We start from the raw sequence: 16,516 nt of genomic DNA, 5'->3' as shown, positions 1-16,516 counted from the left end.
GCCCAAAAACCATAAACCGATAAAATTCATCTTGATGGCTTGAACACTACTTTCATTAACTGAGCATTAACCATTAATTTGAATTTTATGAAAACCATTAAAATTGGACTGGCTGTCGCATTGCTCGCGTTGGCCACCGCATGCAAGTACGGCGACGAATCATCCGAAAATGCCCCGGCCGATCAATCTGAAACCAAAGCCATGGGCGAATCGGGTAGCGTCGAAATGGCTGGAAACGCCTCGAAAACCAACATTCCCGAACGAAAACTCGTGCGAACCGCAGACATCAAATTCAAGGTCAAGGACGTGGCAAAATCGACTTATGCCATCGAAAGCACCGTTAACCGCTATGGCGGATTGATCACCAACAACAACCTGCAAAGCCACATCTCTGAAGTGAGCCGCACCAAAGTAAGCCGCGACAGCCTGCGCGAAACGACGCAGTATGTGGTCGAGAACAACCTGACCTTGCGCGTGCCGAACCGCGCGCTCGATACCGTGGTCAAGGCCATCGCGCACGAAATCCAATACCTCGATTACCGTGTCATCAAGGCCGATGATGTGGCCTTGCAGATGCTGGCCAACCAACTCGCGCAACAACGCAACGCAAAGCACAATGCGCGTTTGGCCGATGGCGTGGATCGTGTCGGCAAGAAGCTCAACCAGGTGGCCGATGCCGAAAACAATCTTTTGGGCAAGGACGAGCAAAGCGACAATGCGGCGATTCAAAACTTATCGTTACAAGATCAGGTGAACTTTTCGACGATTACGCTGGCGATGTACCAGAACGAGTCGGTGCGGTCTGAACTGGTCGCCATCGCCAAAACGCCGGGCGATTACAGTAGTTTTGGGCTCGAGATTTGGGACGGCGTGAAAAATGGCTGGTTCATTTTGGAGCGCATCATCGCGTTTTTTGTGCAGTTGTGGTCGTTGTTTTTGATCGGCGGGATTGCGGTGTTTGTCTTTAGGCGATATTTGAGAAAGAAACCGATTTCGATCAGTAATTAATGATTGGCGACGGGCGTTTGAAAGGACAACGTTTCTTAGCCCGTCGCGAAGTAGCGGGAGAAGCGATTATCCATTTGGAAAGAATAGACAAAGCATATTGAAAAACGATAGAAGATTCCCGAAAAAATGCAAAAAAGCCCGTTCAAAACGACCGGGCTTTTTTATTGCTATCGAATGACTTATTGCCGCCCTAACTTTAACAAAATACACAGATTTTCTATAATGCAATGTCAAGATTATTTTTTAGGGACAAGCCCGATTTCCCCTGCCCGATTGGACAGAAAATACAAAATTTTTCGATACGGTCGCTATAGAAAATCTGTACACTAAAAAAATCCGAAAACGTTGTCTTAAACGCAAACTCAAACTTTAACAAAAAGTACAGATTTTCTACAACACAATATCAAACCTATTCCTTAGGGACAAGCCCGATTTCCCCTGCCCGATTGGACAGAAAATACAAAATTTTTCGATACGATCGCTACAGAAAATCTGTACACTAAAAAAATCCGAAACGTTGTCTTAACCGCAAACTCAAACTTTAACAAAAAGTACAGATTTTCTACCAAGCAGTATCAAAACTATTCCTTAGGGACAAGCCCGATTTCCCCTACCCGATTAGGCAAAAAATACAAAATTTTTCGATACCCCCGCTGCAGAAAATCTATATACTTTAACCAAAAGAAAATCCCAAACTCCGCCGCGCTGCCTTGGAATTTGGGATTTGGAATTTGGAATTTAAAATTCCTTACATATGAATCGAACGCTTCTCGGTCGCATCCAAAGCCGCTTCCTTGACCGCCTCGGCATACGTCGGGTGTGCGTGCGACATCCGCGCGATATCTTCGGCCGACGCCTTGAATTCCATGGCTGTAACAGCTTCAGCAATCAAATCGGCGACGCGGGCACCAATCATGTGTACGCCCAAGACTTCGTCGGTTTTGGCATCGGCGAGGATTTTGACGAATCCGTCGGTATCGCCGCTGGCACGTGAACGCCCGAGCGCTTTCATCGGGAAACTGCCTGTTTTATAGTCTACTTTGGCTTCCTTGAGTTGCTCTTCGGTCTTGCCGACGGCCGCCACTTCAGGCCAAGTGTACACGACGCCTGGGATCAAGTTGTAGTCGATGTGCGGTTTTTGGCCCGCGAGGATCTCGGCCACCATCACGCCTTCTTCCTCGGCTTTGTGCGCGAGCATCGCACCACGGACAACGTCGCCGATGGCGTAAATGTTCGGCACATTGGTTTGCAGGTGGTCGTTGACTTCAATCATACCGCGTTCAGATACTTTCACCCCGGCTTTATCGGCAGCCAATCCGTCGGTATACGGACGGCGTCCCACCGACACGAGCGAATAATCGCCGTTGAGCGTAATGGTTTCGCCTTTGGCGTTGTCGGCCTGCACCGTCACGATGCCCTTTTTGCTTTCGACCGATTTGACTTTGTGCGAGGTGTAGAACTTCATCCCCTGCTTTTTCAAAACCTTGGTGAGTTCCTTAGATAATGCGGCGTCCATACCCGGAATGATACGGTCGAGGTATTCGACAACCGAAACCTCGGCACCCAAACGCAAATACACCTGTCCCAATTCCAACCCAATGACACCGCCGCCGATGACGATCAGGTGTTTCGGGATTTCTTTGAGCTTCAATGCTTCGGTCGAAGTGATGATACGGTCTTTGTCCAATTTGATGAAAGGCAAGGTCGATGGCTTCGAACCCGTTGCGATGATGGTGTGCTTGGCTTCGATCACTTCAGACTTTTTGCCGTTGGTCACCTTGATGTGCGTCGCGTCTTCGAACGAGCCGACGCCTTCGAATACGGTGATCTTATTTTTGTCCATGAGGTATTTGATCCCCGATACGTTTTGGTCTACGACCGATGCCTTGCGCGCGATCATCTGCTCGATGTTGGCCTTGATTTCGCCCGAAATCTCGATGCCGTGCTCCTTGAAATGCGATACCGCATCGTGGTAGTGGTGCGACGAATCGAGCAAAGCCTTAGAAGGGATACAGCCCACGTTGAGGCACGTGCCGCCAAGGGTTGGGTATTTTTCGATAATGGCGGTCTTGAAACCGAGTTGGGCACAGCGAATCGCGGATACATAACCGCCCGGACCTGAACCGATAACGACAACGTCAAATGAACTCATGGTGTTGGTTTTAATTTTCGTGGCGTAAAATTACGGTTTTTGGATGAAAGTTGGACGGGTTTTGAAATTTCTGTCCGTGACGTGCCAACCGATTCATTTTTTTCATACATTTATTTCAACGAAACGCGCTGATTCTGAAATGAAGACACATTTTTTTGGCGCTCTTTCCAGGTTCGTGAAACCGCAAAACCTAAATTTTGGACCAACATTTAATTGTACAATCATGAAAATTATTAAAGAGGGTTTTTTTCAGGCGCTGGGCGTGTTCTTTTGCTGTGTAATCATTGCTGTGATTCTGGGGTTTATTTTCGACGCGCTTCAATTGGCGTCTACCATTGGTGTTGGCTTGGGTTTGGTTTGGATGGGTGTCGCTTATTTTAACCAGCTCGAAAAGGAGAAAGAAAAAGAGAACCGTTAACGCATTTCCAAGACCTGTCGCCAGAAGGCATCTGCATACCATCTTTTTTCAACAAGAACATTCAAAATAGTCAAAAATAATTTTGGATTTGAAATAGAAAATTCATTTACTTTGCATTTCAAAGTACTTCCGCAATGAATCAAAACGACTACCTCAAGGACATCAGCGACATCAAAAACATGATGAACCGCTCGAGCCAGTTCATTTCGCTAAGCGGGCTTTCGGGCGTACTGGCCGGTATTTATGCACTTATAGGCGCCTATCTTGGCCGCGACCTGCTCCGGCACCGCGCACCTTCCAGGGAATACGAAACCGCATCGGCAGACCCTACCCTTTCGATTGTTGCCATTGCGCTGGGAGTTCTGGTTTTATCGGTGGTGACGGCATTTGTGATGACCTATTTTAAGGCCCGCCGTCAAGGCGAGAAAGTATGGAACAGCACCTCAAAGCGATTGATCGTCAACTTTTTGATCCCGTTGATCGCAGGTGGTATTCTCGCGCTGATCCTGCTGCGTGACGGTATGTTCGCCTGGGTTGCGCCGGTCACGCTCATTTTTTACGGCCTGGCCTGCGTGCACGCCAGCAAATACACGTTGCGTGACGTGCGCTATCTTGGCCTTACCGTGGTGGTACTCGGCTTGTTGGCCGCGTCCTACCGGGGTTACGGGGTCGAATTCTGGGCGCTGGGCTTTGGCGTTTGCCACATCGTTTACGGCAGCATCATGTATTTTAAGTACGACAGAAATTAGTTAATGCCGAATAATTAATAATTTCGTCACCGTTTGAAAAACATCATCCAACATATCAACAAGGCATTCGACCACCGCATCAGGCTGGGCATCATGAGCGTGCTGATGGTCAACGAATCGGCCGATTTCAATACGCTCAAGGAATTGCTCGGCGTGACCGATGGTAACCTTGCGAGCCATACCAAGGCGCTCGAATCGGAACAATACATCATGATCGAGAAGCAATTCATCGGCAAAAAACCGAACACGCGTTACAGCGCCACGCGCGAGGGCAAGCAGGCTTTTCGCGATCACATCGAGGCGCTCGAGAAGCTGATTTCAAAAAGTTGATTTTTTTTATTTTTTCACTTTGAAAAACAAAGTACTTTAAATTTTAAAACGTGATTCAAATCCTCTCCCGCTGGCACACCCGGCAACACGCACTGCTGACGCTTGCCTTGTTCAACGGCAGCCTGCTCGCCCTTAGAATGGCCGTCACCCAAAGTTTGTTTTACGGCTTTTTGGTATGGAACCTCATCTTGGCGGCCATCCCCTATCTCGTCACATGGTATCTGGGCGAAAACCCAATCCTGGCGACCAAAAAAAGAGTCCTCCTTGCGTTCTCGGCCGTGTGGTTGCTATTCTTGCCGAACGCACCGTACCTGATCACCGATTTTTTGCATTTCCGACGGGAAACAGACATGCCCGAATGGTTCGACATTTTGTTGCTGATGGCTTTTGCCTGGAACGGCCTCGCGCTGGCCTTCTGTTCGATGGACGCCATGCAACAATTTTGGGCGCGTGTCTGGGGCGTCTCGACCGCTTGGGGCATGATGCTCGCTTGCTGTATGCTGAGCGGCTTTGGGATTTATCTTGGGCGGTTCCTGCGTTACAACAGTTGGGACCTGCTGTGTCATCCGTGGGACCTTTTGGGCGACGTAACGCCGTTGGTGCTCGAACGCGAAAGCATCGGCTTTTCGATAGGCTACGGCGTCTTCTTCTTTCTATCGTATGGTATCGCCGACGCCCGAAAAAACAATCAATCTTAACAACAACTTCAATCTATTAATCGTTTAATCATCAAATCTTTACCCTTATGGAAACACCCGAACCGATTACCCGTTTTTTTCAGTCGAACACCGCCCGTATGATCATGGTAGGTGCGCTCACCTTAATTTTGTTGATCCCTTTGTTCTTTGTACAAAACCTGATCCAGGAACGACAATACCGGCAAAAGGAAGTCGTGCGTGAAATATCTGGAAAATGGGGCGAAAGTGTCTACTTCTACGGCCCGATCCTTAAAGTTCCGTTTCAGATATATACCCAGACCACGTCGGTCAACGAAAAAACCAAGGAGACCACGACGCAACGGATTCCCGAGACGCACTATGCGTACTTTTTTCCCGAAGTGCTGCAAAACACGTCGGCCGTAAACACCACCAAGCGCTACCGCAACAACTACGAATCGGTGGTGTACGAATCGCGCATGCAGTTTTCGGGTAGGTACGTCACGCCCGATTTTAGCGGTAAGGACATTGCGGCGGCCGACATCCATTGGGACAAGGCTACGGTCATGATCCGCACCTCGAACATGGGCAGCATCCGCGACGAAGTGACGCTTTCGCTGGGCGGTAAGAAATATGCGTTCGAGCCGATGTACAGCGAGACCAAGGACTCGGTTGCGACGCTCGAAACCGGGTTTATCGATGCGAAGACCTTTCTCGACAAACCTTCGGTGGCTTTCAATTTTGATGTGGTATACAATGGCAGCCAGCAGATCAGGATGGTCCCGATAGGCAAGACCACGCAGGCGCGCATGACTTCGAATTGGCCCGATCCGAGCTTTTCGGGGCGATTCCTTCCAAGCGATTCGACCAAGAAAATCACCGACAAAGGTTTTGTCGCCGACTGGAAAATACTGCACATCAACCGTCCGTTCGGCCAGCAGTCGTTTGGCAACCTGCCCGACCTGAGCGATTTTGCGTTTGGCGTAAATTTCATCGTCCCGGTAGACCAATACCAGCAAAACGAACGCGCGGCCAAGTACGGGTTCCTCGTCATCGGCCTGACGTTCCTGGTGTTCTTTTTGATCCAGGTGGTGAGCAAGGTGCGCATCCACATTTTTCAATACACGATGATCGGGCTCGCCTTGGTGATGTTTTACACCCTACTGGTTTCGATTACCGAACACAGCAGCTTTTTGACGGCCTATCTGATTGCAGCGGTGTCGGTCGTGGCGATGATCGGACTGTATTCGGTTTCGATCTTGAAAGGCCGTAAATTCCCACTTTTTATTGTGGGTGCGTTGTCGGCATTGTACGGTTTTATTTACGTCATCATCCAACTCGAAAATTACGCGTTGTTGTTCGGCAGCATCGGTCTATTTGCGATCCTGGGTGCGGTGATGTATGCGTCGCGAAAAATCGACTGGAACTGAACCGATGCCGTCAAGCAGCTAATCCTAATGCGCTAAAAGTAAAATATTTACATTTCGTTTAACTAAAAATTAAGAAATCTGCCCAAATGTTATTTTTGGGTGGATTTTTTGTTTACATTTACTACCTACAACACACCGGTCATGAGGATATTTTTCGCTTTGGGGCTACTTGTCGCAGGCTTTTGGGGCCATGCGCAGGGCGTGTGCGACAAATTGGTCGCGCAGGGCGAACACATATCGCTGTTGCAACTCGACGACTACCTCAATTACACCGTGCGCTTTCAAAACACCGGAACCTATGCTGTGCAGACGGTGGTCATTCAGGATGTGATTGCCACCAACCTCGATGTGGGCACACTGCAAACCACCAGCGCGAGCCACCCGTACCGCGCAGAGCTAACCGACAACAAATTGGAAATCATTTTCGAAAACATCAACCTGCCTCCCGCATCGGCGAATGCCGAGTTGAGCCAGGGGTTTGCGACATTCAAGGTCAAAGCCAAGACATCGGTGGGCATTGGCGACGTATTGGCCAACACTGCCGAAGTTTTTTTCGACCTCAATGCGCCTGTCGTGACCAACACCGTAACCACGACGGTGATGGCTACTTTGGGCCAACAAACATTCGATCGCGCTACATTTACAGTATACCCGAACCCAACCTCGAGCTTATTGCACCTGAAGTCTTCGGGCGATCTCGATACGGTCACTGTTTTTAATTCGCTCGGCCAGACCATTTTGCAGACCAGCGCCAATACGATCGACACCAGCGGCTGGGCATCGGGCTTTTACCTGGTCAGGGCCTCGGCACAAGGCAGGGAATCGTCGCAAAAATTCTTCAAACTGTAAACCATGACGCACCGGCTTAGCCTTTTGTGGGTGTTGTTCCTTTGCGGAGCGACCCACGCACAAATCATTGTCATTCCCGATGTGAATTTCAAGACACGGTTGCTCGAGGCCGATGTCACCAACGACATCGCCAAGGACGCCGAAAACCAGTCGATCAAGATCGATGCGAACGACAATGGCGAAATCGAACAAAGCGAGGCGCTCGCGGTGTACCGTTTGTTTTATACCCCGCCGCCACCTTTGCGCCCCGCAGGCGGAGGCCATTCGCAACGCACCACCGATGCCTTGCCGATTGCCGACATCGCGGGGCTCGAATTTTTCACCAATTTGCGCAAGCTTAACCTTTCGGACAATGCGCTTGTTGAATTGGAGCTCCCCGACTTACCGCATCTGGATCATTTGGCGTGCAGCCACAATCCGATGACGGCGCTCATGTTGCCAGAGCTGCCGAACCTGGCCTACCTCGATTGTTCACAAAACGAACTGACCGCGCTGGCCGTCCAGAATTTGCCCGCGCTCGAGGTTTTGTTGTGCGACCAAAACCAAATCGAAACGCTGGTTCCCGCAGGGCTTACCGCGTTAAGAACCTTAAACTGCAACACCAATGCGCTGACGTCGTTGGTATTTGGGAACAACCCTGCCTTGAAAACCGTCTCTTGCGCACTCAACCAACTCACCCAGCTCGATTTGAACCAAACGGCGGTCGAGGTCTTGTACTGTTCGGACAATCCGGCGTTGCAATCGATCAAGATCCGAAACAATGTCGATTCGCCGCTTACCTTTGAACAGCCGCCGGTCCCGTTCCCGATCAATTCATTCGACTTTTCGAACTTGCCTGCGCTCGAAACCGTATGTTGCGACGACGCCGAAGTGTCGGTCATGCAAACGGTTTTGGAAAGCCAACCCTTGGTATCGATCGTCACCGATTGTCCGTTGCCCGCCTTCATTGTTTTTACCGATCCTAATTTCAAACAGTACCTGATTTCCCAGGATTGTGCACACTTCGAAGGCAACTTTTACACCGACGGCGACGCCGATTTGAACAACGATGGTGAAATCGATGTCGACGAGGCCAAACAGATCATTACGTTACAAATAAGCGCAGGAAACATCTCAAGCCTTGGCGGATTGGAACATTTTGAAAACCTTTGGGGATTCGGCATAGGCGCCAATCCGCTGACAAGTTTTGGCGGCTATGGGCTTGAACGGTTGACGCACTTGAACTTTACAGACAATCAGGTGACCACCGTCAATTTATCGGAACTTGCCGCGCTTGAAAATTTTCAGGTCGTACGCGAGCCTATCACCCAAATAGACTTTACGGGATTGGCGAATTTGTCATTTGCCCGTTTTTGGGAGGTTCCGGTCACGACGCTCAATTTTTGCGGGACGGGACTGACGTATTTTGACGGATACGATTTGCCCAACCTGACCTATTTTTCGAGCAGGAACGGCATTGTCACCACGGACGGACTTTTCCCGCAAACACCGCCACCGCTGTCGCCTATTATTTTGAATGATTGCCCTCTACTTGAAACCGTGTGTCACGACGAGGGCGAATACAATTTCATCAACTGGGGCGTGGCGCTCGATGGCGTGACGTATGTGACCGATTGTCCTGAGGATTGCTCGATTTTAACAACCGAATCGGCATCGTGGGAAGACGTTTCGATTTACCCTAACCCGGCCACGAACGTTTTGCATATCGATTTATGGGAAAACGAATGTTCCGTAATCGTTTTTAACGGATTGGGGCAAGAAATAAAACGATTGGATCACGTCGGGGCAACCACGATCGATGTATCGAACTGGGCCAGAGGGCTTTATTTCATCTCGGTGCGTACGGCCACGCAAGAATCGACGTATAAGATCGTCAAGCAATGACCCGTAGTCTTTAGTTTTCGGTGTTGAGTTTGCTGTTTTTTCGGCTGAATCCAAAGTAAATCACGAGCCCTATCAGGAGCCAAACCCCAAACCACATCCAGTTCGAAGCGGCCATTCCCGTAAGCAAGTAGCAGCACGAAACCAATCCCAAAAGCGGGATCAGCGACAGGTTCTTGAGGTGCGCCAATACCGACATGACGGTACACAGCACAAAAAACAGCGTCATCGGAATGCTCGCGGCGCGGTTGCCTTCGGAATAGTCGAAGGCCGAAATGAAGAAATCGGGAAACAACAACGCAATGAGTCCGCCCGAACCAGCTACGAGCAGCGGAAAAATATACTTGCCGTTGACATAAGGGATGCGGAACTTGCCTTTGGTTTTGCCCTCGGCTACTTCTTCGGGGCTTTGCGGCGAAAGCAGCAACACGCCGCCACACACCAATACGAATGCGAACAAGGTACCGATACTCGTAAAATCGAGCACGAAGTTTTCGTCGGTGAAAAAGATCGGCAACCCGACCACGAATCCCGTTACGATGGTCGCGAAACCCGGGGTCTTGTATTTGGGATGGATTTGCGAAAACTGCTTGGGCATCAACCCATCGCGGCTCATCGTCATCCAAATACGCGGCTGGCCCATCTGGAACACCAAAAGTACGCTCGTCATGGCCACGACGGCGGCGATCGAAACGATGAACAACATCCACTTGACACCTTTGAGCGCAAAAATCTCGGCCAGCGGGTCGCTGACGCCCAGGTATTGGTACGACACCATACCCGTCAACACCAACGCCAGGATGATGTAAACCACCGTACATACCACCAGCGAATAGATCATGCCGCGCGGGAGATCGCGTTGCGGGTTCTTGCACTCTTCGGCCAGCGTGGATACGGCGTCGAATCCGATGTAGGCAAAAAATACCGCCGAAACACCACCCATCACGCCGCCGAACCCATTGGGCATGAACGGCGTCCAGTTGTTGATGTCTACATACATGGCCCCGACAAGGATCACCAATACAATAATCGCCAGCTTGATGTAAACCATTGCGTTGCTGAAATTGCGCGACTCCTTGGTACCACGGTAAACAAGGTAGGTAATCAGTACGTTGATCAAAACGGCGGGCAAATCGAAAATCACCTTGAGCGAACCGATTTGCGGTGCGGTGGTCCATGCCTGCATGCCCTCACCTTTGGCCCCATCGAGAAAAGCCTGGTGCGCGGCGCGGTAGTTGATCGTGAGCCAATCGGGCAAATGGATGTGGAAGGCTTCGAGCAAATTCGTAAAATAACCGCTCCACGAAAAGGCGATGTAGATGTTGCCTATCGAATACTCCATGATGAGCGCCCAGCCGATGATCCAGGCGAACAACTCGCCGAAAGACACGTAGGCATAGGTATACGCGCTGCCCGAAACAGGGACGCGCGAAGCGAACTCGGCGTAGCACATGGCCGTAAATCCGCAGGCGACACCACAAATGATGTACAACAACGTCACACCCGGGCCGCCCGAATAACACGCCTGTCCTATGGCGCTGAAGGTACCGCCCCCGATGATGGCCGCAATCCCGAAAAAGGTCAAATCGCGCACGTTGAGCACCTTGTGGAGTGCGCCATGCGATTCGCCATCGCCGCCTTGTTGTAGAATGGTCGTCAGGGGTTTTGTTCGGAATAAGCTCATAAATGTGGGTTTGGTGTGGCCTGTCGGCAAAACAAATATAAAAAAGCAAAAATAAAAAATACGGGATACGGAATTTTAAAATCGATTCGCTGTCAATCCTACAATCGGTCAACACGCAAAATGCGGATTTCGTAACCGAAGCCTAAAAATAACAAAACCCTATTTTGCAATTGTGTTTTATAATCATTTTTGATGGTCGAGAGCCACTGGTTCGGCCTATTTTTGCAACATCAAAATTTAAAAACCATATAAAATTATGTCATTAGTAGGTAAAAAATTCCCAAGCATTGCCGTAGACGCCATCTCTGAAATGGGCGACAACCTGAAAATCAACATCTTTGAGGAAGCCGTAAACAACAACAAAAAAGTATTGCTGTTCTGGTATCCGAAAGATTTCACTTTTGTTTGTCCGACCGAATTGCACGCGTTCCAAGCGGCGCTTCCAGAGTTCAACAACAGAAACACCATCGTTATCGGCGCGTCATGCGACACCAACGAAGTGCATTTTGCTTGGCTCAACACACCAAAAAACAACGGCGGTATCGAAGGCGTGACCTACCCGCTTTTGGCCGATACGAACCGAAACCTGTCGAACATCTTGGGCATCCTCGATATCGAATCGACTTCGTACAATGAAGACACCGACTCGATGATCGTAGAAGGTTCGAACGTCACCTACCGCGCCACCTACCTGATCGACGAAACAGGCAAGATTTTCCACGAAAGCGTCAACGACATGCCGTTGGGCCGCAACGTGAACGAATACCTGCGACTCATCGACGCTTACACGCACGTTCAAACCAAAGGCGAAGTGTGCCCGGCGAACTGGGAAGAAGGAAAAGAGGCGATGTTTGCGACACGTGAAGGCGTTGCGAATTACCTGAATAATTAATTATTGTTTATTGTTATTTTTTATTCATGCTGATTGAACTCACAGACGACAGCCTCGCGCAACTCGTCCAGAACAACGAAAAAGTAGTCGTGCAATACTCGGCGTCGTGGTGCGGCAACTGTCGGATCATGAAACCCAAATTCAAGAAACTGGCCTCCGAGAACGAAAACGTCGCGTTTGCGATTGTCGATGCCGAGCAGTTTCCCGAATCGCGTAAACTGGCGAACGTTTCCAACTTGCCTACGTTCGCGACTTTCGTGGGCGGCGTGTTGAAAAACCAGACGCAGACCAACAAAGCCGAAGTGTTGAACGAACTGGTAGCCGAAATCGTATGAAGCTGCCCGTCATCAAACACCTTACGCAATTCATCGAGGACAACGACCAGGATTATTTGATCGAAACCATCGAAGTCTTGGAAGCGCTCACCGAAGTCCCGTCGCTCAAAGACGAAGAACTCGACGTGATTGGCGAACTGATCTCGAACATGTACGGCGCGCTCGAAGTGCACAAGATGATGCAATCGGGCACCGAAAAAAAAGAAGCGCTCAATGCGTTCATGCAGCGTGTGCTGGGGTCGATAGACCAATAGCCCAGCTGTCACCATTATTAAGCCCTTGGAAACCCAGGGGCTTTTTTTGTTGCTGGCCAGCGCCAATGAAATTTACGGTTTTTCTGTAATGTGATAATCGATGGAAAACGTAACTTAGCTCTAGGGAAGGGGGCATTGGAAGTATACCCCAACGAAATAAAATCGAGACTGCACTACAGATTTTCTGTACATTTTGTTAAACTTTAATAGTTGGTCCGAAAGGCCTAGCAGATGACGCAACCATCCGATAACTGCCCCGCACCATTCTGTCAAGTAAGCATTTCTTTTTGGCTCCCGATAGCTATTTGGGTGAGGATCGCTGTTGACCATACGGCACTTGCTATCCCCCGAAGCGTAACGGGGTCACGCGACCGTATCGAATTCCAATCAAATTGAGGTCACCTTTTTCGTTCGACTTTTGACTTTTGACTTTCGACTAAAATTGCTACTTTTGGGGCTTAAACCAAAATTATGGCAACCATCACCCTAGGAGGTAATCCTACCCAAACCAGCGGCCAATTGCCGGCCGTCGGATCCAAAGCACCCGAATTCAACCTGGTCAAAACCGACCTTTCTACCGTATCGCTCGCCGATTTGGCGGGGCAACGCGTAATCCTCAATATTTTCCCGAGCATCGACACGCCTACATGTGCGGCCTCGACACGCAAATTCAACGAAAAAGCCAGCGGGCTCGAAAACACCACGGTGTTGTGTGTGGCGCGCGATTTGCCTTTTGCGATGAAGCGTTTTTGTGGCGCCGAAGGACTCGACAACGTGGTCCCGGCCTCTGATTTCAAGACCGGAAAATTCGGCCAGGACTACGGACTCGAAATCACCGACGGCAAGCTCGAAGGATTGCATTCGCGTGCCGTGGTGATCATCAACGAACAAGGTACCGTGGTATACACGCAACAAGTTCCCGAAATCGCCGACGAGCCCAACTACGACACGGCGCTGGCCGCTTTGTGATGGAATTCGAAAAAGACAATACTTTTTTTACCGGCAGGCTCAAAAGCATGGGATTCGCCTTGCGTGGCGCCGTCAAATTGCTCACCACCGAACACAGCGTGATGGTCCAGGCGGCCATTGGCGTGTTGGTCACGGCGGCGGGCTTCTATTTTGACATCTCGGCCACCGAATGGATGTTCCAAACGTTGGCCATCGGGCTGGTGCTTTCAATCGAAGGATTGAACACCGCGGTCGAGAAAATCGCCGATTTTGTACACCCGAAATTCCATGAAAAAATCGGGTTCATCAAAGACATCGCCGCCGGTGCGGTATTCTTTGCCGCGCTGACCGCCATGGCAATCGGCGCCATCATTTATGTTCCCAAAATTTTGTAAGACGCATTTGATTTATTCCCTATTTTTATAGCAATCATTTCATCTATGGCAAAGACAAAGAAAGACAGCGCGCCTACATCCGACCAACCCAAGAAAGCACCAAGGTTCACGCGCCAGCACAAAATGTTGCTCGGCAGCTTGCTCGTGTTGTTTTCGATTGCGTTGCTGGTGGCCTTCATTTCGTTCTTCGTTTACGGACAGCAGGACCAAAGCGCCATCGAGGCCATGGGCAACCGCGATGAAAAAGTAGGCAACTGGCTCGGCAAATTCGGGGCTTACCTGGCCGACTTTTTTGTGTACCGCGGGTTCGGTGCCGCGTCGTTTTTGTTTGTCAAACTGTTTTTCCTGACAGGCGCTTTCCTTGCGCTCGACATCCCGCTCAAAAAACTCAAGAGCATTTGGTTTTGGGACTTGTTCGCGCTGGTGCTGATTTCGGTGCTGTTTGGATTTTTTGCCGATTCGTTGCCCGAATTGGGCGGCGTGGTGGGTTTCGAGATGAACCAATTCTTGCAGGACTACCTAGGCAAGACCGGAACGTTGCTCGTGCTGATTTTCGGCATCATCATTTACCTGATTTTCAAGATCAAGATTTCGCCCGATGCGGTCAAGTCGTTTTTCGAGAAAAGCAAGGCCGATATGGAAGAAAGCCTCGCTTCTATGCGCAAGACCGCGCCAGTGGCCGAGGACAATGCGCTTTACAACCTGGAGGAATACGAAGTCAAGGAACCGACCGATGAAGACGACGAGGATTTGCCCGAACCCGAACTAAAACCTGTTTCGCAGTTCGAGATCAACAAGGACGCGCTCAAGCCTACGATCGAACACCCGTCTGAAATACACCTCGAGCCTACGGCCAAAGAAACGGTTGTCGACCAGCCGCTTGCCGTAGTCCCGCCCGCGCCTGTTGCCGCGCCTACCCCGCAAATCATCCATACCAACGACGAGGCGTTCGTGATCGAGCAGGCGCCTGAGGAAGCGACCATAGACGAAAACCTCGCCGAAAAACTCGTGGCCGATTTTGGCTTGTTCGACCCGACGCTCGAACTGTCGAACTACAAATTCCCGACGCTCGACATGCTCAAGGATTACGGCGGCGGCATCACGATCAACCAAGAAGAACTCGAGGAAAACAAGAACAAGATCGTCGAGACGTTGCGCAATTACAAGATCGACATCGCGCAGATCAAGGCAACCGTTGGCCCATCGGTGACATTGTATGAAATCGTACCCGAGGCGGGCATCCGCATCTCGAAGATTAAGAGTTTGGAAGACGACATCGCGCTTTCGCTTTCGGCGCTCGGCATCCGTATCATTGCACCGATTCCAGGCAAGGGCACCATCGGTATCGAGGTCCCGAACCAAAAACCGACCATGGTTTCGATGAAATCGGTCATCGGGGCGGCCAAATTCCAGGAAGCCGAAATGGAACTGCCGATTGCATTGGGCAAAACGATTTCGAACGAAACGTTTGTTGTCGATTTGGCCAAAATGCCGCACTTGCTCATGGCGGGCGCCACGGGACAAGGAAAATCGGTCGGGCTCAATGCCGTGCTCACTTCCCTACTCTACAAAAAACATCCGGCCGAGGTCAAGTTCGTACTCGTCGATCCGAAAAAGGTCGAGCTCACGCTGTTCAACAAAATCGAACGCCATTACCTCGCCAAATTGCCCGATACCGACGATGCCATCATCACCGACAACAACAAAGTCATCAACACGCTCAATTCGTTGTGCGTCGAGATGGACAACCGTTATTCGCTTTTGAAGGACGCGATGGTGCGCAACATCAAGGAATACAACGAAAAGTTCCGCAGCCGCAAACTCAACCCCGAACTCGGACACCGCTTTTTGCCGTACATCGTTTTGGTGGTCGACGAATTTGCCGATTTGATCATGACCGCGGGCAAGGAAGTCGAGACGCCGATCGCGCGTTTGGCCCAGTTGGCACGTGCCATCGGCATCCATTTGATCATCGCTACGCAAAGACCGTCGGTGAATGTGATTACGGGTATCATCAAGGCCAACTTCCCGGCGCGTATCGCTTTCCGCGTGACTTCAAAAATCGATTCAAGGACGATTCTCGATACGCAGGGCGCCGACCAGCTCATTGGACGCGGCGATTTATTGTATTCGAACGGCAACGATGTCACACGCGTACAATGTGCTTTTGTCGATACGCCTGAGGTCGAAAAGATTACGGAATTCATCGGTTCGCAAAAGGCATATCCCGATGCGTATTTGCTGCCGGAATTCATCGGCGAGGGCGAAAGTGGCATCAATCTTGATATCGACATTTCTGAAAGAGACGCGCTCTTTAGGGAAGCTGCCGAGATTATTGTGACGGCGCAGCAGGGTTCGGCTTCTTTACTGCAAAGAAAACTCAAACTCGGCTACAACCGCGCCGGAAGACTGATCGATCAATTGGAAGCCGCCGGCATCGTCGGCCCATTTGAGGGTTCCAAAGCCCGAAACGTCAACATTACGGATTTGAACGCGCTCGATCAATTCTTTAATAATGAACAAAACGATTTTTAA

The 16,516-nt window shown here is 50.2% G+C and carries 16 protein-coding genes; 14 read left to right on the top strand and 2 right to left on the bottom strand.

Annotated elements, in window-relative coordinates; all coding sequences use genetic code 11:
* Nucleotides 1-87: 87 nt before the first annotated feature.
* The gene (locus BLP55_RS01250) at nt 88-1,008 is read left to right on the top strand and encodes a DUF4349 domain-containing protein (RefSeq protein ID WP_091140370.1); all 921 of its coding nucleotides are present in this window, start codon (nt 88-90) and stop codon (nt 1,006-1,008) included.
* Nucleotides 1,009-1,756: 748 nt separating this feature from the next.
* On the opposite strand, the gene lpdA is transcribed toward BLP55_RS01250, so the two are convergent.
* A complete protein-coding gene (gene lpdA, locus BLP55_RS01245) occupies nt 1,757-3,160 on the bottom strand; it encodes a dihydrolipoyl dehydrogenase (RefSeq protein ID WP_091140368.1) in 1,404 nt (467 codons plus the stop codon).
* Nucleotides 3,161-3,383: 223 nt separating this feature from the next.
* On the opposite strand from lpdA, the gene BLP55_RS01240 reads away from it, so the two are divergent.
* From BLP55_RS01240 to BLP55_RS01210, 7 genes are all read left to right on the top strand, one after another.
* Nucleotides 3,384-3,578, top strand: coding sequence for a hypothetical protein (locus tag BLP55_RS01240; protein ID WP_139149555.1), 195 nt, complete (start codon nt 3,384-3,386; stop codon nt 3,576-3,578).
* A 134-nt stretch (nt 3,579-3,712) separates the two neighbouring features.
* A complete protein-coding gene (locus BLP55_RS01235; RefSeq protein WP_091140363.1) occupies nt 3,713-4,327 on the top strand; it encodes a hypothetical protein in 615 nt (204 codons plus the stop codon).
* Nucleotides 4,328-4,360: 33 nt separating this feature from the next.
* The gene (locus BLP55_RS01230) at nt 4,361-4,657 is read left to right on the top strand and encodes a winged helix-turn-helix domain-containing protein (protein WP_091140360.1); all 297 of its coding nucleotides are present in this window, start codon (nt 4,361-4,363) and stop codon (nt 4,655-4,657) included.
* A gap of 50 nt (nt 4,658-4,707) precedes the next feature.
* The gene (locus BLP55_RS01225) at nt 4,708-5,355 is read left to right on the top strand and encodes a DUF1361 domain-containing protein (protein WP_139149554.1); all 648 of its coding nucleotides are present in this window, start codon (nt 4,708-4,710) and stop codon (nt 5,353-5,355) included.
* Between the two features lie 47 nt (nt 5,356-5,402).
* Nucleotides 5,403-6,743, top strand: coding sequence for a cell envelope integrity protein CreD (gene creD, locus BLP55_RS01220; protein ID WP_091140355.1), 1,341 nt, complete (start codon nt 5,403-5,405; stop codon nt 6,741-6,743).
* 141 nt (nt 6,744-6,884) lie between these two features.
* Nucleotides 6,885-7,592 (top strand): T9SS type A sorting domain-containing protein, encoded by a 708-nt coding sequence (locus tag BLP55_RS01215; RefSeq protein WP_139149553.1) that lies wholly within the window; start codon nt 6,885-6,887, stop codon nt 7,590-7,592.
* Between the two features lie 3 nt (nt 7,593-7,595).
* Nucleotides 7,596-9,476 carry a T9SS type A sorting domain-containing protein gene (locus BLP55_RS01210; RefSeq protein WP_091140351.1) on the top strand — a complete coding sequence of 627 codons (1,881 nt, stop codon included), beginning with the start codon at nt 7,596-7,598 and terminating at the stop codon, nt 9,474-9,476.
* A 10-nt stretch (nt 9,477-9,486) separates the two neighbouring features.
* Here BLP55_RS01210 and BLP55_RS01205 read toward each other — a convergent pair whose 3' ends face one another.
* Nucleotides 9,487-11,157: an amino acid permease gene (locus BLP55_RS01205; protein ID WP_091140349.1), complete on the bottom strand. Its 1,671-nt coding sequence runs from the start codon at nt 11,155-11,157 to the stop codon at nt 9,487-9,489.
* A 256-nt stretch (nt 11,158-11,413) separates the two neighbouring features.
* Between BLP55_RS01205 and BLP55_RS01200 the strand changes: the two genes are divergently transcribed.
* The 6 genes from BLP55_RS01200 (at nt 11,414) to BLP55_RS01175 (ending at nt 16,516) form a co-directional block, all read left to right on the top strand.
* Complete coding sequence (locus BLP55_RS01200; RefSeq protein ID WP_091140346.1) at nt 11,414-12,049, top strand: peroxiredoxin; 636 nt, start codon at nt 11,414-11,416, stop codon at nt 12,047-12,049.
* A 26-nt stretch (nt 12,050-12,075) separates the two neighbouring features.
* Nucleotides 12,076-12,384, top strand: a complete 309-nt coding sequence (locus tag BLP55_RS01195; RefSeq protein ID WP_091140344.1) for a thioredoxin family protein — start codon at nt 12,076-12,078, stop codon at nt 12,382-12,384.
* The gene (locus BLP55_RS01190; protein ID WP_091140341.1) at nt 12,381-12,638 is read left to right on the top strand and encodes a DUF6952 family protein; all 258 of its coding nucleotides are present in this window, start codon (nt 12,381-12,383) and stop codon (nt 12,636-12,638) included. The genes BLP55_RS01195 and BLP55_RS01190 overlap by 4 nt, the downstream gene beginning before the upstream one ends.
* A gap of 471 nt (nt 12,639-13,109) precedes the next feature.
* Nucleotides 13,110-13,607 (top strand): thiol peroxidase, encoded by a 498-nt coding sequence (gene tpx / locus BLP55_RS01185; protein WP_091140338.1) that lies wholly within the window; start codon nt 13,110-13,112, stop codon nt 13,605-13,607.
* Entirely contained in the window at nt 13,607-13,981 is a 375-nt protein-coding gene (locus tag BLP55_RS01180; protein ID WP_091140336.1) for a diacylglycerol kinase family protein, read from the top strand. The genes tpx and BLP55_RS01180 overlap by 1 nt, the downstream gene beginning before the upstream one ends.
* Nucleotides 13,982-14,026: 45 nt before the next feature.
* Nucleotides 14,027-16,516 carry a DNA translocase FtsK gene (locus tag BLP55_RS01175; protein ID WP_091140333.1) on the top strand — a complete coding sequence of 830 codons (2,490 nt, stop codon included), beginning with the start codon at nt 14,027-14,029 and terminating at the stop codon, nt 16,514-16,516.

Source organism: Flavobacterium caeni (genome assembly GCF_900101895.1).
Classification (GTDB): Bacteria; Bacteroidota; Bacteroidia; order Flavobacteriales; family Flavobacteriaceae; genus Flavobacterium; species Flavobacterium caeni.
This window is presented reverse-complemented; position numbering and strand designations above follow the sequence as displayed.